This is a genomic window from Kocuria sp. ICS0012, from assembly GCF_001665945.1.
Lineage (GTDB): Bacteria > Actinomycetota > Actinomycetes > Actinomycetales > Micrococcaceae > Kocuria > Kocuria marina.
This window is the reverse complement of the sequence record NZ_LZMM01000036.1, coordinates 35,068-54,953: the sequence shown is the minus strand read 5'-3', so window position 1 is coordinate 54,953 and position 19,886 is coordinate 35,068. Positions and strand designations below refer to the sequence as shown.

Sequence of the window (19,886 nt, the reverse complement as noted above, 5' to 3'; positions counted from 1 at the left end):
GCCGCGGCACGCGCGCATTGCCTAGCATGGGGGTCATGACCCGAGAAACCGCCGGCGAGCCCGAAACCTACCGAGCGTCGTCGGCCCCGTGGCTCACGGGATTCCTGGTGGTCCTGGGTCTGGTGATGTGCTTCGCGGGCTGGGGCCACACCGTGGCGCACCACGTGGGCGCCGTGTTCGGTGGTCTCGCCCTGGCGGCGCTCGGGTACGCGCTGTATTGGCGCCCCCGGCTCGAGGTGCACGCGGACGAGGTGCGCGTGGTGAACCCCCTGCGCACGGTGAGCATTCCGTGGAGCCGGATCGTGGACGTGCGCACCCGCTTCGCGGTGACCATCGCCACGGACCAGGGCGCCCACTCGTGTTTCGCCCTGCCCTCCGCCGGTGCGGGCGCCGCCCTGCGCTCCGGTGTGGACGCCGTGAACCGCAATCACCCGATCGCCCGACCGGGCGGCGCGGTGCGCGTGGGCGACCTGACCTCGACCGCTTCCGGCGCCGCCGCGCACCGCGTCCGCGACACGTGGCAACGCAAGATCGAGACCGGTGAGCTGGACGTCTTCGCCCGGGACGCCGCACCCGATCCGGTGCGGACCCGGTACGCGCCCGGCCCGCTCGCGGCGGTCGTGCTGCTGGCCGCCGCGAGCGCCGTGCTGTTCACCGTGTGAACTGATCATCGTCCGTCCCGGGCGGTGTCCCCGCGCGTCCCGGTCTCGGCCCCGGCGTTCACCGCGGGCTTCGTCCCCGGCTCGGATGCGGTGAGCGCGTCCGGGTACTGGTCCGTGCGCTCGCCGGTCTCGCGGGCGCGCTTGGGGTTGAACTTGCGCTGGCGCGGGTCGAACGCGTCACGCAGACCGTCACCGATGAAGTTGATGGTCAGCGCGATCGCCACGATGAACACACCCGGCCACCAGAACAACCACGGACGGGTCGCGAAGGCGGTCTGGTTCTCGCTGATCAACCGGCCCAGGGACCAGTCCGGGGCCTGGATACCCAGACCCAGGTAGGACAGCGCGGTCTCCAGCAGGATCGCCGAGGACATCAACAGCGTGATGTTCACGGTGATCACACCCACGGTGTTGGGCAGGATGTGCTTGAAGATGATCCGCCCGCTCGAGGCACCGGCCAGTCGCGCGGCGTCCACGAACTCGCGTTCGCGCAGCGTGAGGAACTCACCGCGCACCAGGCGCGCGAGCGGCGGCCACGAGGCTAGACCGATCAGCAGACCCAGGGCGATCACCGTGGCGAACGTGGGCAGGTCGTGGGTGCGCACCCACGAGATGGCTAGGCGGCCCAACAGGGCTGCCAGGATCACCAGGGGGATGATGATGATCACGTCGGTCAGACGCATCAGCACGGCCTCGGTCCAGCCCCGGAAGTACCCGGAGAGGCCACCCACCACGGTGCCCACGAGGCCCGCGATAAGGCCCACCACGATCATGACCACCAGGGAGTACTGGGTGCCCTGCATGGCCATGGCGAACAGGTCACGGCCCAGGTTGTCCTGGCCGAACGGGTGCTCCCCGAGCGAGGGCGGGAGCAGGGACAGCGTGGGCCGGCCGCCGTTGAGCACGGTTCCCGTGGCGTCCGGGTTCCACTTCCACCATCCCGGGATGGGACCGACACCCAGCGAGGTGACGGACAGCACCACGATGAACAACAGGACGATCAGGGACACGACGGCGCCCGTGTTGCCGAAGAACCGCTGGCGTACCAGCTGCCCCTGGCTCTTGCCGCGCACGTCCTCGGGCTTATCGCCGGTCTGCGGGTTCTGTTCGACCTGCTGGGGGACGTCGATAGGTTGTGGCTGGCTCATGCTTTCACCCTCACGCGCGGGTCGAGTACGGAGTACACCAGGTCAGCGATCAGGTTGAAGACCATGGCGACAATGCCGGTGATCAGGAACACGCCCATCACCGGGTTGGGGTCTACGTTGCGCACCGATTGGATGAACAACTGCCCCATACCGGTGAACGCGAATACGGATTCCGTGATGATCGCGCCGCCGATCAGACCGCCGATGTCGTAGGCCACGAGCGTGGCCAGCGGGATCAGCGCGTTGCGGAACGCGTGACGCATGACCACGGTCCGCTCCGACAGGCCCTTGGCGCGCGCGGTGCGCACGTAGTCCTGGCCCATGATCTCCAGCATGGACGCGCGCGAGTACCGCGAGTAGGACGCGAGCGCCAGCAGGGTGATACAGATGGTGGGCAGCAAGAGGTGGGTGAACCGGTCCAGGCCGGTGATCCAGAAGTCACCCGACAGGCCCGGGGTGGAGGAGTTGGCCGTGGCGATGGGCCGGCCCCGGATGTGACCGGAGTTCACGTAGTCCGGCCACGACTGCATGAAGCGGTCCAGGATGATCAGCAGGGCCACGAAGAAGCCGGTGACCCCGCCCACGCGGGCGCCTTGACCACGGTCGTAGCCACCGGCGACGTAACCGGCTCCCACACCCACCAGGATCATCACGACGACCAACGCCAGTAGGGTCAGCAGCCCGCCCCCGACGAAGAGGGCCTGGACGGGGAAGTACAGCACGAGACCCACCACCACGGTGGCCAGCCCGGCGTACAGGGCCCGCTTGTTGCGTAGTCCCGCCATGAGCACGGTGGCGATCACGGCCACCAGAATGCCGGTCAGTGCGATCAGCGGGATGCCCAGGAAGGGGTGCGCGAGCCAGTTGGTCGCGAGCACGAAGTAGATGATCCCGAAGGTGACCACGAAGCCCAGGACACCCATGAGGATGCGAGTCCGCATGCGCCCGAACGAGACCAAGAACCAGATGAGCCCGGCCACCACGGAGATTGCGAGCAGCGCCCCGATGGACAGTGACGGGTTTTGCAAAAAGTCGTTGAACTGAATGGCCGCCACTTCCTTGAGCAGCACCGCGAGCCAGAAGCTCGGCAGCGAGAAGCACAGGAAGGTCAGGAACGTGATGCCGTAGTCCAGGCCCGAGTACTGCCGCAGTGCGGAGACGATACCCAGGGTGATACCCACGACGATGGCCAGGATGGTACCGATCGTGACCAGCATGATGGTCTGGCCCATGGCGAAGGAGAGTAGGCTCGTCACCTCCTGGCCCTCGCGGCTCACGCCCAGGGAGCAGGTGTCCGCAAAGGGCACGAGGCACCCGAGTGCCCCGCCGAGCCACGTGAAGTAGCGCAGCACGGGCGGTGTGTCCAGGTTGAGGGCCTCCACGCGGGCGGGGATCAGCTGTTGGGCGTTGGGGTTTCCGTACAGGTCCCACAGCGGGTCGCCGGAGGCCGCCGTCATGAGGTACACGAGGAACGATGCGCCCAGCAGGATGAGGACGGCGGTGATGAGCCGTCTGAGGATGTAAGAAATCATGATGCTGCCTCTGAACGAGTGGTGGTCACGACGCTGCGCGGACACGGCGTTCCGCGCCCGCGCAGCATCATGAGGGGAAGGACTCGGTCAACCGAGGTCGACCGTCCTACTTGCGGCTCCACTCGGAAACGTTCCAGAACACGCCGGTCTGGTTCGGCTGGTACTTGTCCACTCCGGCGATCTTGTCCGAGGTGGCCACGTAGCCCACGGACTGGAACAGCGGGAGGCCGTAGGCGTCCTCGAAGGTGTGCTTGTCCACCTCAGCGATCTGGTCGTTGCGCGAGGACTCGTCCAGGTTGGCGCGGGCCTCGTCCACGAGCTTGTCCACGTCCGCGTTCGAGTACTCGTTGTAGTTGCCGCCGCCGCCGGTCTTGAAGATCTGCGAGAGCATCTCGGTGCCCACGCCCGGGGAGACCCAGCCGTACAGGGACGCGTCGTAGTCGCCGTCCGCGAGCTTCTCGGACCAGTTGGGATCGCCCAGGTCCTCGACCTTGAACCCGGCCTTCTCCGCGGACTCCTTGATCAGCTGGAAGGTGTCCACGCGCTGCGGATTGCCGTTGTTGTAAAGGATCCGCACGGTGGGGGTCTTGCCGTCGAGCAGCTTCTTGGCGCCGTCGATGTCCACGTCCCCGTAGAGTTTCTTGGCGTCGTTCTTCTCCACGGCCTTGGTGTAGGGCTCGCCCTGGCTGGAGACGAACATCTGCGAGTTGAGCACCTCGGCGTCCTCCTTGACCGGCTTGATCAGCTGGTCGAGGATCTGCTGGCGCGGGATGGTCTTCAGGAACGCCTCGCGGGTCTCCTTGTCCTTGAAGGTGTCCGAGCCGAAGTTCAGGTCCACGTGGTCGTACGCGAGCTGGTCGCCCTGCTGCACGTTCACGTTCTCGATCTGCTTGACCTGGTCCATCGTGTCCTTGTTGACGTTGTTCGGCTGCATGATGTCCACTTCGCCGTTGCGCAGCGCCTGGATCTGAGCCGTGGCGTCGCCGATGGTGCGCAGGGTGATCTCGTCCAGCTTGCCGGGCATGCTGCCGTTGTAGTTCTCGTTCTTCTTGAGCGTGACCGAGTTGTTCTCCACCACATTGTCGATCTTGTAGGGGCCGCTGGAGAGCAGGACATCCTTGTCGTCCGGGGTGGACGTGAAGTTGAAGGAGGTGTCCCAGGCCTTGCCGATCTTCTCCAGCTCGGGCTGCTTCTGGGGGTTCTTGGAGTCGCCCTTCTTCTGGTTCTCGAGCACCTTGAGCAGCTCGTCCTCGGACATCCCGGCCTTCTTGGCCACCACGTGCGCGGGCATCAGGTAGTTCTCGTCGAAGGCGATCTCCCAGTCGGCGTTCTGCTTGCCCCACATGACGGTCATGGTCTTGCCGTCCTCGGAGAACTCGGGCTTGTCCGTGGAGCTCAGGATGTCCGTGGAGCCGGCGATCGTGAAGTAGTCCTTGCCGGCCTTGCCGTCCTCGCTCGCGTCATTGGCGTAGCCGGAGAGCACGGACCACCACAGCATGAGATCGGCCTTGTCGATCTTGTTGCCGTCCGACCACTGCGGGTCCTTGAGCGTGTACTCGACGGTCAGGGGATCGTCCGAGGTCTTCTTGTACGTGCCGAAGCCCTCGTTGGGGTGGATCTTCTGCTCCGGGTCCACCGTGATGAACCCTTCGCGGGTCATCTCCGCCACGTGGCCATTGATGTCCAGGTTCGTCTTGGTGTAGCCCGGATTGGCACCCGAGAACTTGTTGGTCTCGGCGACATTGACCACGCCGCCGCTCTGGGCGCTCGCGCTGCTGTCACCGCCGCCGCCGTTGCTGTCGTTGCCGCCGCCGCCCACGCTGGCGCAGCCGGTCAGCGTGAGTGCAGCGATTGCCGCGACGGACACGGCAGCCTTCCCCTTGAAGGTGTACTTTCCCATGACGTTTCCTCCCGATATGGTGTCCATGGAATGTGCGTTGCACCCCGGTGGTTGTTACCCCGAGCCGGGGCCGGCATCACCGATGGATTGTGGTGCGTCTCACGATGAAGCACAGGTTACTCGCGGATAACCTTTTCGGGGAGAAACCTCCCGCGTGTCTCGGGAGTGTCGGATGATTTCGTCGTGGCGCGGGCAATGCCGAGCATCGAATCACATTCCGTGATATTGGCCGTACGCTGTTGCCATCATCACTTCGCCCCGTCAGGAGGCCCCCGTGACCAACACACCGCACGAGCCCCGTAACACGCCTCGTCTCCCCCCGGACGACGCCGCACGCCCGCCTCACACTCCCGGCTCCCGTTCCGCGGGCAAACCGCTGCGCGAGGGGTACGCGGACGCGCACGCGGCGCCGTCGGCCCCCGTGGACGCGCAACGTCCCGGGACGGCGGTCACAGACAGCGGGACCGCGCACTCAGCCTCGGGGGCCGGGGGGACGGCCTCCCCCGTGGATCCTTCGCTGGACAAGCCCGTCAAGCGCGGCGTGTCGGGGACCGTGTGGGCGGCGCTGATCCTGGGCGTGATCGTGCTGATCCTGTTGCTGGTCTTTATCATCCAGAACAACGTGGCCACGCGATTCGAGTACATGGCGTGGACGTTCAGCCTCCCGTTGGGCGTGGCCATGCTGCTCTCGGCGATCGCCGGGGCCCTGATCATGGCCCTCGTGGGGTCCGTGCGGATGTTCTCTTTGGGTCACCGCGTGCGCAAGCTCGAACGCGAGCGCGAGCGGATCAGGACCTCGCTGCACGGCTGAGAGCCCACTGCACCACGGCGCGGGGCGCGGGTCGATCGGGACCGGCGCCGCGTCGTCGTACTTCGGGGAGTGCGCGAGCGTGACAGCGCGTAGGGCGCGTGGTGACCAGCCGGTGGGCCCGCCGCACACGGAATCGGGCGCGGGCCAGCGGGTATCCTGGGAGGCAGCCCAGTGACCGTCAATGCAAGGAGCCATCGCTCATGCCCAAGATCATCTACACCGAGACCGACGAAGCACCCATGCTCGCTACGTACTCGTTCAAGCCGATCGTGGAGGCGTTCGCGTCCACCGCCGGTGTGGAGGTGGAGACCCGGGACATTTCCCTGGCCGCGCGCATCCTGGCCCAGTTCCCGGACCGCCTCACCGACGAGCAGCGGGTCCCGGACACCCTGGCCGAGCTGGGCGAACTCGTGGAGACCCCGGAAGCGAACATCGTCAAGCTGCCGAACATCTCCGCGTCCATCCCGCAGCTGAAGGCCACCATCAAGGAGTTGCAGGCGGACGGCTACGACCTGCCGGACTACCCCGAGGTCGCCACCTCGGACGAGGCCAAGGACATCCGCGCACGTTACGACCGTGTCAAGGGCTCCGCCGTGAACCCCGTGCTGCGCGAGGGCAACTCGGACCGCCGCGCCCCCAAGGCCGTGAAGAACTACGCCCGGCAGCACCCGCACTCCATGGGCGAGTGGAGCAAGGACTCCAAGACCAACGTGGCCACGCTCGGCCACGACGACTTCCGCAGCAACGAGAAGTCCGTGATCATCCCCGAGGACGACACCCTGACCATCCAGCTCGTCACCGACCGGGGCACCACGGTGCTCAAGGAGTCCTTGCCCGTACTGGCCGGTGAGGTCGTGGACGGCACCTTCATGAGCGCCGCCGCGCTGGACGCGTTCCTCGCGGAGCAGGTGGCCCGCGCCAAGTCCGAGGACGTCCTGTTCTCCACCCACCTCAAGGCCACCATGATGAAGGTCTCCGACCCCATCATCTTCGGCCACGTGGTCACCGCGTTCTTCCGGGATGTCTTCGACCGTTACGGAGAGGACCTCGCCAAGGCGGGGCTGTCCCCCAACGACGGCCTGGGTGGAATCTTCTCGGGCCTGGACGCCCTGGACAACGGCCAGGAGATCAAGGCCGCGTTCGACAAGGCGATCGACGAGGGCCCCGAGTTGGCCTATGTGAACTCGGACAAGGGCATCACCAATCTCCACGTGCTCTCGGACGTGATCGTGGACGCCTCCATGCCCGCCATGATCCGCACGTCCGGAAAGATGTGGGGTCGCGAGGGCGAGCAGAAGGACACCCTGGCCGTGTTGCCGGACTCCTCCTACGCGGGGGTCTACCAGGTCGTGATCGACGACTGCCGCAAGAACGGTGCGTTCGATCCCACGACCATGGGTACCGTCCCCAATGTGGGTTTGATGGCGCAGAAGGCCGAGGAGTACGGCTCCCACGACAAGACCTTCGAGATCCAGGACGCTGGCACCGTCCAGGTGGTCAGCGGTGGCGGTGAGGTGCTGCTGTCCCACGAGGTCCAGCCCGGTGACATCTGGCGTGCGTGCCAGGCCAAGGACGCCCCCATCAAGGACTGGGTGCAGCTGGCCGTGCGGCGTTCCCGCGACTCCGGGATGCCCGCCGTGTTCTGGCTGGACGAGTCCCGCGCCCACGACCGCAACCTGATCACCAAGGTGGAGCAGTACCTCGCGGAGGAGGACACCGACGGTCTGGACCTGCGGATCCTCTCCCCCGCGGAGGCCACCAAGTTCACGGTGGAGCGGCTGCGCCGCGGCGAGGACACCATCTCGGTGACCGGTAACGTGCTGCGCGACTACCTCACGGACCTGTTCCCCATCCTGGAACTGGGCACGTCCGCCAAGATGCTGTCCATCGTGCCGCTCATGAACGGCGGTGGCCTGTTCGAGACCGGCGCCGGTGGTTCCGCGCCCAAGCACGTGCAGCAGCTGCAGGAGGAGAACCACCTGCGCTGGGATTCCCTGGGTGAGTTCCTGGCGCTCGCCGCGTCCTTCGAGCACCTCGCCAGCCGCTACGACAACGCCAAGGCGCAGGTCCTCGCGGATACCCTGGACCGCGCGACCGGGACCTTCCTCAACGAGAACAAGTCCCCGTCCCGGAAGGTCAACGAGCTCGACAACCGCGGTTCGCACTACTACCTGGCCAAGTTCTGGGCCGAGGAGCTCGCGCAGCAGACCGAGGACTCCGAGCTCGCGCAGGCGTTCCAGAAGGTCGCTTCCGAGCTGCGCGAGAACGAGGACACCATCAACGCCGAACTGCTGGACGTGCAGGGTTCCCCCGCGGATCTCGGCGGGTACTACTGGCCCGTCCCGGAGAAGGTCTCCGCGGTGATGCGCCCCTCCGCCACGCTCAACGAGATCGTGGACGGGCTCAGCGCCTGACGTTCCGGAGTGTCTCGCGCGTGTGACGGACCCAGGTTCGCGCACGCGCAGCAACCGACGACGACGCCGCGTCGCCTCCGTACGGGGGCGGTGCGGCGTCGTTCGTTATCCGTCCCGAAAGATCCGGACACGCGAAAGGGGCGGGACCGCACGGCCCCGCCCCTCCTCCGGTGAGCTGATCAGGAGACGGCGGCGACAGCGGCGTCGTAGTCCGGCTCCTCGGTGATCTCCTCGACGAGCTGGGTGTGGACGACCTTGCCGTTCTCGTCCACGACCACGACGGCGCGGGCCAGCAGACCCTCGAGCGGGCCGTCCGTCTGGGTCACACCGTAGTCCTCGCCGAACGACGAACGGAACGCGGACGCGGTGGTGACGTTGTCGATGCCCTCCGCGGCGCAGAACCGGCCCTGCGCAAACGGCAGGTCCTTGGAGACACACACCACGGCGGTGTTCTGCAGGGACGCGGCGCGCTGGTTGAACTCGCGCACGGACTGGGCACACACGCCCGTGTCCAGGGACGGGAAGATGTTGAGCACCATGCGCTTGCCCGTGAACTCGTCCGAGGCCACGGGGCTCAGATCCGCTCCCACGAGGTCGAAGGACGGCGCGGACTCTCCCTGGGCGGGCAGCTCGCCGACGGTGTGGACGGGGTTTCCTTGGAATGCAGTAGTAGCCATGTCTCCATTGTGGTGCGCGCCACTGGCCCGTGACACGCATGTCCGCCGTGCGCTGAACCGGGCTCGCTGATAGCCTCTGTGCCACCCTGCCCCGTGAGACGAGTCACACGGGTACCCCGCATCAGAGTCGCGTGACCGCCGGGCACCCCGGAGCGCGCAGCCCAGGAGGAATCACCGTGAGTACCACTCCCGTCACCGTGGCCGTGACCGGCGCCGCCGGCCAGATCGGATATAGCCTGCTGTTCCGGATCGCCCACGGGGACCTGCTCGGCCCCGAACGCCCCGTCCGGCTGAGGCTTCTGGAGATCCCGCAGGCCCTGCCCGCCCTCGAGGGAACCGTCATGGAACTGCAGGACTGCGCGTTCCCGCTGCTCGCGGACGTGGAGATCGACTCCGACGCCCGCACGGTGTTCGACGGCGCTCAGCTCGCCTTGCTCGTGGGTGCCCGCCCGCGGGCCAAGGGGATGGAACGCAGCGACCTGCTTGAGGCCAACGGTGCGATCTTCACGGAACAGGGCCGAGCCCTCAACGACGTGGCCCACGACGACGTGCGCGTGGTCGTGACCGGCAACCCGGCCAACACCAACGCGCTGATCGCCCAGCGCAACGCCCCGGACATCCCCGAGTCCCGGTTCAGCGCCCTGACCCGGTTGGACCACAACCGGGCCGCGGCCATGCTCGCCGCTGAGACCAAAACCTCGGTCGCGACGGTCAAGAACCTCAGCGTGTGGGGCAACCACTCCGCCACGCAGTACCCGGATCTGGACCACGCCATGGTGGCCGGGCGGCCCGCCCTGGACCTGGTGTCCCGCAAATGGGTCACGGACACGTTCATCCCCACGGTGTCCCAGCGGGGTGCGGCGGTGCTGCAGGCCCGCGGTGCGTCCTCCGCCGCATCCGCGGCGAGCGCGACGCTCGATCACGCCCGCGACCTCATGCTCGGTAACCGCCACGGGGACTGGACGTCCATGGCCGTGGTCTCCGACGGTTCCTACGGTGTCCCGGCCGGCCTGGTCAGCTCGTTCCCGGTCACCACGTCCGGGGGCGACTGGTCCGTGGTGCAGGGCCTGGAGATCTCCGAGTTCTCTCGTTCACGCATCGACGCGTCCGTGGCGGAACTCGAGTCCGAGCGCGACGCCGTGCAGCAACTGGGCTTGATCTGAGCCCGGCCCTGACCCGCACCGCCGTGTGCGGGGCGGGTCAGGAGTTCTCGGCCAGGGCGTCGCGGAACGCTTGCTCGGCGGCGTCGGAGAAGGGGACGAAGACGACGGTGTCCACGGAGGTGTCCGCGGCGAGGACCGTGCGCACGGCGATCCGGGCGGCGTCGTCCAAGGGCCAGCCGTAGATCCCGGCGGAGACCGCGGGGAAGGCCACGGACACGGCGCCGATCTCGTCCGCCACGCGCAGCGACTCGCGGTAGCACGAGGCCAGGACGTCACTGCGATCGGTCTTCTTCGCGAACACCGGGCCCACCGTGTGGATGACCCACGTGGCGGGCAGGTCGTACCCCTTGGTCGCCACGGCCCCGCCCGCGGGCAGCCCGTCCGGGAGGGTCGTCTCCCGCAACTGCTTGCACTCGGCGAGCAGCTGTTTCCCGGCGGCGCGGTGGATCGCCCCATCCACACCGCCTCCGCCCAGGAGCTTGGAGTTGGCCGCGTTGACGATCGCGTCCGCGTGGACCTTCGTGATGTCACCCTTGCGAATCTCGATGTTCATACGGCTACACTAGTCCCGCCCTGTCACCGAGCCCCATGGGCCCCTAGGCTGGGAGCATGGCCCATCTCGAACTGTTCGACGATTCAGGGGTCCACACCGTCCTGTGCGTGGTGGCCCATCCGGACGACATGGAGTACGGGGGTTCGGCCGCCGTCGCCCGCTGGACCCGGCGCGGCGCGACGGTGAGCTACCTATTGTTGACCGCCGGGGAGGCGGGGATCCGGGACCGCGATCCGAGCGACGTCGGCCCGTTGCGGCGGGACGAACAGGAAGCGGCGTGCCGGGCCGTGGGGGTCACCGATCTGCGGATCCTGGACCTGCCGGACGGGACCCTCCAATACGGACTGGACCTGCGGCGCAGGATCGCGCGGGTGATCCGCGAGGTCCGCCCGGACACCGTGGTCACGATCGACTGGTCCGTGGAGGCCGGGTGGGGTCTCAACCAGGCCGACCACCGCGTGGCCGGGATGGCCGCGTTCGACGCCCTGCGGGACGCCGATAATCCGTGGGTGTTCCGGGAGCTGCTCGAGGACGAGGGGCTCGAGGCGTGGGGCGCCGAACGGTTGCTCGTCACGGGCGCGCAACCCGATCATGCGATCGAACTGTCCGAGGAGGACATCACCGCGGCGGTCGAGTCGCTGCGCTGCCACGAGCAGTACCTCGCCGTGCTGGACGGGCACCCGGATCCGCACGAGATGATCACGGGCATGACCGAAGGCGCCGGGCGCGCCGCGGGTGTGGACCACGCTCTCGGGGTGCGGGTTTTCCCGCTCTGACGTCCTCGGAGTTGTCCGCGGAGACGTCACCAGGGGCGACGGCGCTCGTGCCCCCGCGGGGACGCTGGCACTGGCGCCGTTCGCCTCCCCGCAATGTCTCGTAGCAGTCAGCCCCTCCCCCGGGCGAGCACGTCACGGGAACGGTCTCCCCCAGCGCGACGAGACACACCGCGACCACGTTGGTCCCGGCCACCCCGGTGAAGAACCCGAAGGCCCGGGCGGGGACGTGCAGGTCCTCGAGAACCCGCTGCGGATAGGCGAGCACGCGCCACGCGGTGAGGACCACGAGCATCGCCTAGACCGCGAGGGCGAACCCCATGACCACGGTGGCGGGTCCGTGGAATCCCAGGTGGTACGCCCCCACGGAGACGATGCCGGAGGCCACGACCACCGCAAAGCACGACCGCGGCAGGCTCGCCACAGTGCTCTTCAGCGCACCCAGTGCCCGTCCGGTGATCCCTGCCGTGGCTGTGCCACTCACGCGTCCTCGACCGGGGCCGTATAGAACCACCGGCCTGCGCGCCTGGCGAACCGTGAGTTCTCGCGCAGCACGCCCGGACCGTCGGGACCGCGGTAGGTGGCCTCGAACTCGACGGTGCCGGCGGCGTCGTCCTCCCCGCCTGCCTCCGTGTGCACGATCGTGAGCCCCGTCCATTCGACCCGGGGATCGCTCGCGGTGTCCGCGGGACGGTGCGCGGGGTGCCACGTGCGGAACAGGTGGTCGTCGTCGCCCGTGGCGAACGCGGTGTAGCGCGAACGCATGAGGGCTTCCGCGGTCACGGGCCACCGCTCGTGACGCACCGCGGGGCCGCAGCACTGTTCGAACGGGGCACCGGCGGGCAGCCCACCGCAGGGACAAACACTCATGCGCGGGAGTTTACCCCCGCGCTGTCCCCACCCCTCGAGGTGCGACGTCGCCCTACCCGGCGCGTGCACGTGGCCTTCGCCGGTCGGGCCGCATGACAGCCGGGCGGTACGTCAGCGGGTGGCACGGGGGCCGCGGGTCCGACGATCGTCGTCGGGCACATCCCGCGGCCCGCCCCGTGCGGCCATGGCTCCGGCGGTCAGCGACCCGCGATCGAGTACCCCTGGACCGGGCCCTCCGTGTTGGGTTTCCACCCGAGGGCGGGTGCCACGTGCTTGGCGAAGTTCTCGAGGATGCGCAGGTTCAGCTCGGGGCCCAGCTGGCTCGGGATGGTGAGCATGAGGGTGTCGGCGGACATGACGGCGTCGTCGGCGCGCAACTGCTCGATGAGGACGTCCGGTGAATCGGCGTAGGTGCGCCCGAACGTGGAGGTGAACCCGTCGATCACGCCCACCTGGTCGCGGGACTCGCGCGCGCCCATGTAGGAGAAGATCTCGTCCTCGGGGCCCACGATCGGGAACACGCTGCGGCTCACGGACGTGCGCGGCGTACGCGTGTGGCCCGCCTTCGCGAAGGCCTCGCGGTAGCGGCGCAACTGATCGGCCTGTTGCGCGGCGAACGTACCCTCGTTGGCCTCCGTGAGCAGTGTGGAACTCATGAGGTTCACGCCCTGCTCGCCCGCCCACTCGGCGGTCCGGCCCGAACCGGCACCCCACCACACGCGTTCCGCGAGACCCGGTGATTGCGGTTCGATGGCGAGCCGTGCTCCCGCGCCGTACTGGGCGGGATCCGCGTAGGTCATGGGCTCACCCTTGATGGCCCGCAGGAACGTGTCGAAGTGCTCCCGGGCGATGTCCGCACCGCGCGGATCCGTGGAACCCAGGTAGCCGAACGCCTCCCACCCGCGCAGCGCGGGCTCAGGTGAACCGCGGCTCACGCCGAGGGCCACGCGGCCGTCCGCGATGAGGTCCAACTGGGCCGCTTCCTCCGCGAGGTAGAGCGGGTTCTCATAGCGCATGTCGATCACGCCGGTGCCCACCTCGATGTGGCGGGTACGGGCCGCAATGGCGCTCAACAGGGGCATGGGGGACGCGGACTGGCGTGCGAAGTGATGCACGCGGAAGTACGCGCCGTTGACGCCCAGCGCGTCCGCGCCCTCGGCGATCTCGATCGCGTCCTTGAGGGCCTGACGAGCATCCGGGTCCGCGCCTCCACGCCCGGAACCGTAATGACCGAAACTCAGGAATCCGAAAGCCTTCATGACCGGTGCAACTGCGACCCCGCCCCTTTTATTTCCCGTGCAACTTCTTCCGCGATGAGCACGACGCCGCTCGGTGTCGATCGCACGCCGGCGTCCGGGCAGCCCGTGTCCGCGGGGGTGATTTTCCAGCGGCCCGCGCGCGCGGCGTCGTCGCACCCCGGAATCGGCCCCGCGGGGGCAGTTCCCGGGGTCAGGCCTCGCCAGACTCCTCCTCCTCTGAGGCGGGGGCCGCGGCGAGGGCCATGACGTCGTCGAGCATCTCACGCGTGAGCAGGCCCGTGAACGTGTTGCGCTGGCTCACGTGGTAGCACCCCACGAGTCGCACCGTGCGGCCTTCCGGCGTGCGCAACCGTGCCACGGCGCCGTGGCCGAACTTCGGGCGCGGTCGGGGCACGTCCCAACCCATGCGCGCCGCGGCGGCCAGGGTCGTGTGCCACGCGATGCCCCCGAGCGCGAGCATGCTCTCAAGATGTGGGAGCAGCGCGATCTCCCGCTCGAACCACCCACTACACGCCGCCTTCTCGTCCGGTGCGGGCTTGTTGGCGGGCGGCGCGCAGCGCACCGGGGCGATCATCCGCACGCCGCGCAGCGTCTGCCCGTCCCCCGCGGTGCTCACGGTCTCGTTCGCCGCGAACCCCGCGCGGTACAGCGCCGCGTAGATCCAGTCCCCGGCACGATCCCCCGTGAACATGCGACCCGTCCGATTGCCGCCGTTCGCCGCGGGCGCGAGACCCACGATCACGAGCCGCGCCATGGGGTCCCCGTAGGACGGCACCGGGCGCCCCCAGTACGGCTCCCCCGCGAACGACGCCCGCTTGTGCTCGGCCACGTCCTCCCGCCACTCGACGAGCCGCTCGCACGTGCGACACACGCTGCACAGGGCGTTGAGCTGCTCGACGTCGCTCGCCCCCGCCGCGAGCTCACGCACCCGGGCGGCGTCGCGGGCCACGGGTGTGTCCGCTCGCGCGGGGTCCTCCGGCCACCCGGTCCCGGGCGGCACCGGGGACGGGAAGAGCCGCCCGGTGAGCGGGTGGGGCAGGAGCGTCTGGGGGTTCTCAGCCATGCGGGTGCCTGTCTCAAGGGTGCGAGTGGGTGTGGAAGGGTGCGGAAATGCGGTGACGTGCGGTGCGGAGCGGCGGGCCGCCCGAGCCGGGCCGCGAGCGCCGTCGTCCCCGCCCCGAGCGGAACAGGTAGGGAATGACCGAGGTGAGCACGCGACGTCGGGCCCGCGGCTCAGAGCAGGGTGTCCTCCCCGAGCCGGCGCAGGATCTGCCGGCGCCAGCGCTGTGGGAACTCCGGGGCGCGGGTCAGCGCACGGTAGGCGTCCGGGTCCGCCATGCCGGCGTTCATGATGCGCACGACATCGCTCACGGACACCGCGCCCGACGGCCGGCTCGTGAACTCGAACGTGTCCCCCGCGGCCACGTGACCTTCGCGCAGGACCCGCAGGTAGAACCCCGTGCGGCCGGTGTCCTCCATGTCCCGGGGCAGCTGGGCGTCCTGCCACCTGCGGGACACCGTGGCGCACGGCGTGCGGGGCTGGGTCACCTGGACCACCGCGGTGCCCACGCGGTACACGTCCCCCAGGTGGACCTGATCCTCCGTGGCGCCGCGCAACGTGAGGTTCTCGGAGAACGCGCCGGGGCCCAGATCGCGGCCCTCGCGGCGCCACGCGTCGTAGTTCTCATGGGGATAGCAGCACACGGCCTTCTCGGGACCGCCGTGCACCGGGATGTCCCCTTGCTCGTCGCCGATGAATCCCGTGGCGCTCAGGAACACCCGGTCCGTGCGGGCCTCCTTGTCCGCGGCGGTGTCGAAAGCCTTGCCGCCCCAGCGCTGCCGCCGCACCGCGCCGGTGTGCAGTGCGACCACCGCGGCATCCGTGACCGTCAGTTGTGGATTCTCCATGGGTCCTCCTGATCCCGGGGACTGCTCACCGGATGGGGTATGGGCGCCGCTCGCGCGGTCCGGCCGGTCCGCATGCCTGTCAGTTGCTTCACGACCCGCGGCGTCTCGCGCTGCCGCGTGCTGTTTCGTGCGCCGCGCGTGGCTCGTTGCTCCTTGCTCCTTGCCCCTTGCTCGCTGTGATTCATGCGTGCGCCGGGACACAGTCCGGACAGTACACCCGGGCCCCGGAGGCCGTGCAGTCCTCGCAGCACAGGAACAGCTGCCGGCATGTGGGTTCCGCGCAGTTCACGAACGTGGGTGTCGCCGTGCCGCATTCCTCGCAGCGGCCCAGCGAGCGCGCATCAGGGGAGAATTCCATGTGCATACGCTTGTCGAAGACATAGAGGGAGCCGTCCCACAGTCCGTGGTCCCCATACTGCTCGCCGTAGCGCACGATCCCGCCGTCCAGCTGGTACACGTCCCGGAATCCCCGGTTCTTCAGCAGCACGCTCAACACCTCGCAGCGCACTCCCCCGGTACAGTAGGTCACCACGTGCTTGTCCTTGAGGTGGTCGTACTTCCCGGAGTCGAGTTCGCGGATGAAGTCCCGCGTGGTGCCCGTGTCGGGGACGACGGCGTCCCGGAACCTCCCAATCCGCGCCTCCAGCTCGTTGCGACCATCGAAGAACACCACGTTTTCCCCGCCCCGGTCCACGAGCTGGTGCAGTTCGCGGGGTGTCAGGTGGGTGCCACCGCCCTGGACCCCGTGCTCCGTGACCGTGATGACGTCCGGGGCGTGGAAGGACACGAGCTCGGGGCGCACCTTAACGCTCAACCGGGGGAAGTCGTCCCCGCGGCCGTCCGACCACTTGACGTCCGCATCCTTGAACGGGACGTACTCCCGCAGCCCGCGGACGTACCGTTTCACGTCCTGGATGTCCCCTCCCACCGTGGCGTTGATCCCCTGTGCGGAGACGATGATCCGCCCCGTCACATTGCTGCTCCGCGCCAGGTTCAGCTGCCACAACCGCACCGCCTCCGGATCCGGCAAGGGTGTGAAGACGTAGAACAGCACGATCTTGGGGAGGGACATGACTCCAGCGTAGATCCCCGCTCCGACCGAACATCTGTGCCCCGAAAAAGCCGTTCCCGGCCGATCCCGCGGTCGTTCCGGGGCATGTGTGTTGTGGAGTGGGATTGCCGCGGGGGTGTAAGGCGGGGGATGTGGGGCGGGGTGCGGGTGCGCGTGGCCCTCGCTGGAGTGGATACAGCCGTGGGGAGGGCCGCACCTGTCACCGACCCGGCGGTGTGGGGCTCACAGGTCCCGCGATCCGTGCTCCGCGCGGTGGACGCCCGACTTGATGAGCCGCCAATGACCCACCGGCGCCGAACCTCCGGCACATCGTTCTAGGGAGCACCATGTCCACCGCGTCCGTTTCCGTCGGCGCCCCCAGCGCTCATCGTGATCTTCTCCCTGCTGGCGGGTCGCAACGCGTCCAAGTTATGGACCAACGAGGCGCCCGCGAAGGACGTCTCCCCCGCCGGCTGACCGTTCCCCGCGTACCGGGACGCAGCGGCGTTGTCCGCCGTTCGCGTGAGCCCCCGGGTCCGGACCTGTCGGCGCGGTCCGCTCCGGTGTCACACCCGACGACGCCGCCGCACCCCTCCCCGCTCGCGACGCACGTGTCTGCCCGTGGCGGGTCTGCGGCGCAACCGTGCCAGCGCCCCGGGGCCGAGGTTCGCGGGGCCGGGCAGGCGCCACCCGAAACGGCGCGCTGCGACGCTGACCACGGCGCTGAGGACGATGGCCCCGGCCATACCGGCGGTCTCGTGACCAAGGCCCGCGAGCAGCGCCATGAGGCCACTCGAGAGCAGGGCGCTCGTGGCGTAGAGGGTGTTCCCGCCGAAGATGGCGGGCAACCGGCCCACGGCGATGTCCCGGATCATCCCCCCGCCCACGGCGGTGACGACCCCCAGCAGGATGGCCGGTGGCCATGCGAGCCCGGCACCCAGGGCCTTGACGGTGCCCGTGGCGGCCCAGCACCCCACCGAGAGACAGTCGGCCACGAACAGGGCGCGCATCGTCCAGCGGTGACCGAAGACCATGAGGTAGGCGATCACCGCGCCGGCGAGCGCGGAGGTGAGGTAGGCGGGGTTGGTCAGCGCCACCGGGAAGCCCTGTTGCAGCAGCGTGTCCCGCAGCATGCCGCCGCCCAGTCCGGAGACGATGGCGAGCACCGTGAATCCCACGAGGTCCATGCGCAATTGGCGGGCCACGACGCCGCCCAGGATCCCGTTGGTCAGCACGCCCAGCAGATCCACGGCGCTGAAGACGGATGCCGCCTCGATGCTCACTGCGTGTTCTCCCGTCGACCCGTTGCGTGAACGGGGACCAGCATAGGGGCCGATCGGCGCACCGGGCGGCAACCGGCACGTCGATCGGTTACGCGGGTGGGAACCCCGGCTGCCCGTGGTGCACCCCGTGGGGGTATCGGTGCACGTCAGAGCGGATCCGAAGATTCACCCGGGAGCAATCCACGGGTCACCCACGGCGCCGATCATGAGGTCATGACTCTTCAGAACGGCCCCTTGAACCGTCGTCAGCTCATGAGCGGGGCCGCCCTGGCCGCCGCCGTGACCGCCGTCCCCTCCGCCGCGCTCGCCCATGACAAGCCCTCTCGCGGGCCGGGGCTCGTGGTCGAGCGCCTCACCCTCCCGAGCGGGGTGGCCAGTGGCGACGTCACCTCCGACTCCGCCGTGCTGTGGGCACGATCCTCCGGCGCGGGGCGCTTGCACGCCGTACTGCGGGCCACCGCGGCGGACGGCACCGTCCTGCGCGGGCGCCACGCCACCAAGCTGCACCTCGTGAGCGGGTGGGCCCACCCCGGGACCGACCACACGGCCAAGATCCTGGCCCGGAAGCTTCCCGCCGGAACCCGCTTCGACGTGACGTACCGTTTCGAGGACGACTCCGGACGCATGGGTGAGCGACTCACGGGGTCGTTCACGACCGCCCCGGAGCGTACGAACCGCCGCGGTCAGTGCGCTCCCCAGTCCTTCGTATGGACCGCTGACACCGCCGGTCAGGGCTACGGCATCAACCCGGAGATCGGAGGCATGCGCGGTTATGCGGCAATGCATGCCACGCGGCCCGATTTCTTCCTGCACTCCGGGGACACGATTTACGCGGACAACCCCCTGGAGCCCACGCGCCAGGTACCGGGTGAACCGCTGTGGCGCAATGAGGTCACGGAGGAGGTCTCCAAGGTCGCCGAGACGCTTGCCGAGTTCCGGGGCCGCCACCGCTACAACATGATGGACACCAACCTGCGGGCCATGTACGCGGAGGTCCCCGTGATCGCGCAGTGGGACGACCACGAGACCACCAACAACTGGTGGCCCGGTGAGGTCCTGGACGACCCGCGGTACACGCAGGTCTGGGACGTGGACACCCTGGCCGCCCGCGGTCGGCAGGCGTGGCAGGAGTACATGCCCATCGCCGACTCCCGCGCACTGCGCCGCGGCACCGGTTTCGAGCCCGCGCGCATCCACCGCAAGATCGCCCGGGGCCCTCATCTGGACGTCTTCGCCCTGGACATGCGCACGTTCAAGAGCGAGAACACCAATGGGCTGGAGTCGCACGAGACGGAGATCCTGGGCGAGGAACAGACCCGGTGGTTGATCCACGAGCTGTGCCGGTCCCGGGCCACGTGGAAGGTCATCGGCAACGACCTCCCCCTGGGTCTGGTGGTCCCGGACGGGAAGGGACAGGAATCCATCTCCAACGCGAACCACGGTGCACCACTGGGCCGTGAGCTGCAGCTGGCCCGCGTGCTCAAGGCGATCAAGGACCACCGGATCAAGAACGTGGTGTTCCTCACCGGGGACGTGCACTACTGCGCGGCCCACCACTACTCTCCGGAGCGGGCGGCGTTCAAGGACTTCACGCCGTTCTGGGAGTTCGTGGCCGGGCCCATCAACGCCGGTTCCTTCGGCCCCAACGAACTGGACCGCACGTTCGGCCCCCGCGTGGACTTCCAACAGGCCGGTCCGCCCATGGGCTCCCCGCGCTCGGGCGAGCACCAGTACTTCGGACACGTGAACGTCGCGGGGGACGGCAGCGCGTTCACGGTGCGCCTCATCAACGCCAACGGCACCACGGTCTACACCCGCACGCTCACGCCGCAGCGGTGACCGCCGCGTGCGCCCTGCGGCACCCACGGACACCCCGCTGGCG

General features: G+C 68.7%; 18 protein-coding genes. 6 read left to right on the top strand and 12 right to left on the bottom strand.

The features are described 5' to 3' along the window. The first annotated feature begins 35 nt into the window (after positions 1-35). Positions 36-662, top strand: coding sequence for a PH domain-containing protein (locus A5728_RS05340; RefSeq protein WP_231885520.1), 627 nt, complete (start codon positions 36-38; stop codon positions 660-662). A gap of 5 nt (positions 663-667) precedes the next feature. Here A5728_RS05340 and A5728_RS05335 read toward each other — a convergent pair whose 3' ends face one another. The 3 genes from A5728_RS05335 to A5728_RS05325 form a co-directional block, all read right to left on the bottom strand. Then, positions 668-1,810 carry an ABC transporter permease gene (locus tag A5728_RS05335; protein ID WP_082943255.1) on the bottom strand — a complete coding sequence of 381 codons (1,143 nt, stop codon included), beginning with the start codon at positions 1,808-1,810 and terminating at the stop codon, positions 668-670. Continuing rightward, positions 1,807-3,342, bottom strand: a complete 1,536-nt coding sequence (locus A5728_RS05330) for an ABC transporter permease (RefSeq protein ID WP_064846104.1) — start codon at positions 3,340-3,342, stop codon at positions 1,807-1,809. The genes A5728_RS05335 and A5728_RS05330 overlap by 4 nt, the downstream gene beginning before the upstream one ends. A 106-nt stretch (positions 3,343-3,448) precedes the next feature. Beyond that, positions 3,449-5,242 carry an ABC transporter family substrate-binding protein gene (locus A5728_RS05325; protein ID WP_064846052.1) on the bottom strand — a complete coding sequence of 598 codons (1,794 nt, stop codon included), beginning with the start codon at positions 5,240-5,242 and terminating at the stop codon, positions 3,449-3,451. A gap of 274 nt (positions 5,243-5,516) precedes the next feature. Between A5728_RS05325 and A5728_RS05320 the strand changes: the two genes are divergently transcribed. Beyond that, on the top strand, positions 5,517-6,053 hold the full coding sequence (locus A5728_RS05320; RefSeq protein WP_064846051.1) for a lipopolysaccharide assembly LapA domain-containing protein: 537 nt from the start codon (positions 5,517-5,519) through the stop codon (positions 6,051-6,053). Between the two features lie 200 nt (positions 6,054-6,253). Beyond that, positions 6,254-8,467 (top strand): NADP-dependent isocitrate dehydrogenase, encoded by a 2,214-nt coding sequence (locus A5728_RS05315; protein ID WP_064846050.1) that lies wholly within the window; start codon positions 6,254-6,256, stop codon positions 8,465-8,467. A 179-nt stretch (positions 8,468-8,646) separates the two neighbouring features. Here A5728_RS05315 and tpx read toward each other — a convergent pair whose 3' ends face one another. Further along, positions 8,647-9,144 carry a thiol peroxidase gene (gene tpx, locus A5728_RS05310; protein WP_064846049.1) on the bottom strand — a complete coding sequence of 166 codons (498 nt, stop codon included), beginning with the start codon at positions 9,142-9,144 and terminating at the stop codon, positions 8,647-8,649. Positions 9,145-9,320: 176 nt separating this feature from the next. Here tpx and A5728_RS05305 point away from each other — a divergent pair, with 176 nt between their 5' ends. Further along, positions 9,321-10,307: a malate dehydrogenase gene (locus A5728_RS05305; protein ID WP_064846048.1), complete on the top strand. Its 987-nt coding sequence runs from the start codon at positions 9,321-9,323 to the stop codon at positions 10,305-10,307. A 37-nt stretch (positions 10,308-10,344) separates the two neighbouring features. Here A5728_RS05305 and A5728_RS05300 read toward each other — a convergent pair whose 3' ends face one another. Then, positions 10,345-10,860, bottom strand: a complete 516-nt coding sequence (locus A5728_RS05300; protein ID WP_064846047.1) for an O-acetyl-ADP-ribose deacetylase — start codon at positions 10,858-10,860, stop codon at positions 10,345-10,347. 56 nt (positions 10,861-10,916) lie between these two features. Between A5728_RS05300 and A5728_RS05295 the strand changes: the two genes are divergently transcribed. Further along, positions 10,917-11,636 (top strand): PIG-L deacetylase family protein, encoded by a 720-nt coding sequence (locus tag A5728_RS05295; protein WP_064846046.1) that lies wholly within the window; start codon positions 10,917-10,919, stop codon positions 11,634-11,636. A 295-nt stretch (positions 11,637-11,931) separates the two neighbouring features. Here A5728_RS05295 and A5728_RS05290 read toward each other — a convergent pair whose 3' ends face one another. The 7 genes from A5728_RS05290 to A5728_RS05260 form a co-directional block, all read right to left on the bottom strand. Further along, positions 11,932-12,117, bottom strand: a complete 186-nt coding sequence (locus A5728_RS05290; RefSeq protein ID WP_064846045.1) for a hypothetical protein — start codon at positions 12,115-12,117, stop codon at positions 11,932-11,934. Beyond that, on the bottom strand, positions 12,114-12,503 hold the full coding sequence (locus tag A5728_RS05285) for a YchJ family protein (RefSeq protein WP_064846044.1): 390 nt from the start codon (positions 12,501-12,503) through the stop codon (positions 12,114-12,116). The genes A5728_RS05290 and A5728_RS05285 overlap by 4 nt, the downstream gene beginning before the upstream one ends. Before the next feature lie 197 nt (positions 12,504-12,700). Further along, positions 12,701-13,762 carry an LLM class flavin-dependent oxidoreductase gene (locus A5728_RS05280; protein WP_064846043.1) on the bottom strand — a complete coding sequence of 354 codons (1,062 nt, stop codon included), beginning with the start codon at positions 13,760-13,762 and terminating at the stop codon, positions 12,701-12,703. A gap of 190 nt (positions 13,763-13,952) precedes the next feature. Then, the gene (locus tag A5728_RS05275) at positions 13,953-14,825 is read right to left on the bottom strand and encodes a uracil-DNA glycosylase (RefSeq protein ID WP_064846042.1); all 873 of its coding nucleotides are present in this window, start codon (positions 14,823-14,825) and stop codon (positions 13,953-13,955) included. 170 nt (positions 14,826-14,995) lie between these two features. Next, positions 14,996-15,670 (bottom strand): MOSC domain-containing protein, encoded by a 675-nt coding sequence (locus A5728_RS05270; protein WP_064846041.1) that lies wholly within the window; start codon positions 15,668-15,670, stop codon positions 14,996-14,998. Positions 15,671-15,851: 181 nt separating this feature from the next. Further along, positions 15,852-16,742, bottom strand: a complete 891-nt coding sequence (locus tag A5728_RS05265) for a rhodanese-related sulfurtransferase (protein WP_064846040.1) — start codon at positions 16,740-16,742, stop codon at positions 15,852-15,854. A 545-nt stretch (positions 16,743-17,287) separates the two neighbouring features. Continuing rightward, positions 17,288-18,004 carry a trimeric intracellular cation channel family protein gene (locus A5728_RS05260; RefSeq protein WP_064846039.1) on the bottom strand — a complete coding sequence of 239 codons (717 nt, stop codon included), beginning with the start codon at positions 18,002-18,004 and terminating at the stop codon, positions 17,288-17,290. 213 nt (positions 18,005-18,217) lie between these two features. Between A5728_RS05260 and A5728_RS05255 the strand changes: the two genes are divergently transcribed. Continuing rightward, positions 18,218-19,843: an alkaline phosphatase gene (locus tag A5728_RS05255; RefSeq protein WP_064846038.1), complete on the top strand. Its 1,626-nt coding sequence runs from the start codon at positions 18,218-18,220 to the stop codon at positions 19,841-19,843. Positions 19,844-19,886 lie beyond the last annotated feature (43 nt).

Coding starts and splice junctions, on each gene's coding strand:
- A5728_RS05340 (WP_231885520.1), top strand. CDS start 36: ATGACCCGAGAAACCGCCGGCGAGCCCGAAACCTACCGAGCGTCGTCG.
- A5728_RS05335 (WP_082943255.1), bottom strand. CDS start 1,810: ATGAGCCAGCCACAACCTATCGACGTCCCCCAGCAGGTCGAACAGAAC.
- A5728_RS05330 (WP_064846104.1), bottom strand. CDS start 3,342: ATGATTTCTTACATCCTCAGACGGCTCATCACCGCCGTCCTCATCCTG.
- A5728_RS05325 (WP_064846052.1), bottom strand. CDS start 5,242: ATGGGAAAGTACACCTTCAAGGGGAAGGCTGCCGTGTCCGTCGCGGCA.
- A5728_RS05315 (WP_064846050.1), top strand. CDS start 6,254: ATGCCCAAGATCATCTACACCGAGACCGACGAAGCACCCATGCTCGCT.
- tpx (WP_064846049.1), bottom strand. CDS start 9,144: ATGGCTACTACTGCATTCCAAGGAAACCCCGTCCACACCGTCGGCGAG.
- A5728_RS05300 (WP_064846047.1), bottom strand. CDS start 10,860: ATGAACATCGAGATTCGCAAGGGTGACATCACGAAGGTCCACGCGGAC.
- A5728_RS05295 (WP_064846046.1), top strand. CDS start 10,917: ATGGCCCATCTCGAACTGTTCGACGATTCAGGGGTCCACACCGTCCTG.
- A5728_RS05285 (WP_064846044.1), bottom strand. CDS start 12,503: ATGAGTGTTTGTCCCTGCGGTGGGCTGCCCGCCGGTGCCCCGTTCGAA.
- A5728_RS05280 (WP_064846043.1), bottom strand. CDS start 13,762: ATGAAGGCTTTCGGATTCCTGAGTTTCGGTCATTACGGTTCCGGGCGT.
- A5728_RS05275 (WP_064846042.1), bottom strand. CDS start 14,825: ATGGCTGAGAACCCCCAGACGCTCCTGCCCCACCCGCTCACCGGGCGG.
- A5728_RS05270 (WP_064846041.1), bottom strand. CDS start 15,670: ATGGAGAATCCACAACTGACGGTCACGGATGCCGCGGTGGTCGCACTG.
- A5728_RS05265 (WP_064846040.1), bottom strand. CDS start 16,742: ATGTCCCTCCCCAAGATCGTGCTGTTCTACGTCTTCACACCCTTGCCG.
- A5728_RS05255 (WP_064846038.1), top strand. CDS start 18,218: ATGACTCTTCAGAACGGCCCCTTGAACCGTCGTCAGCTCATGAGCGGG.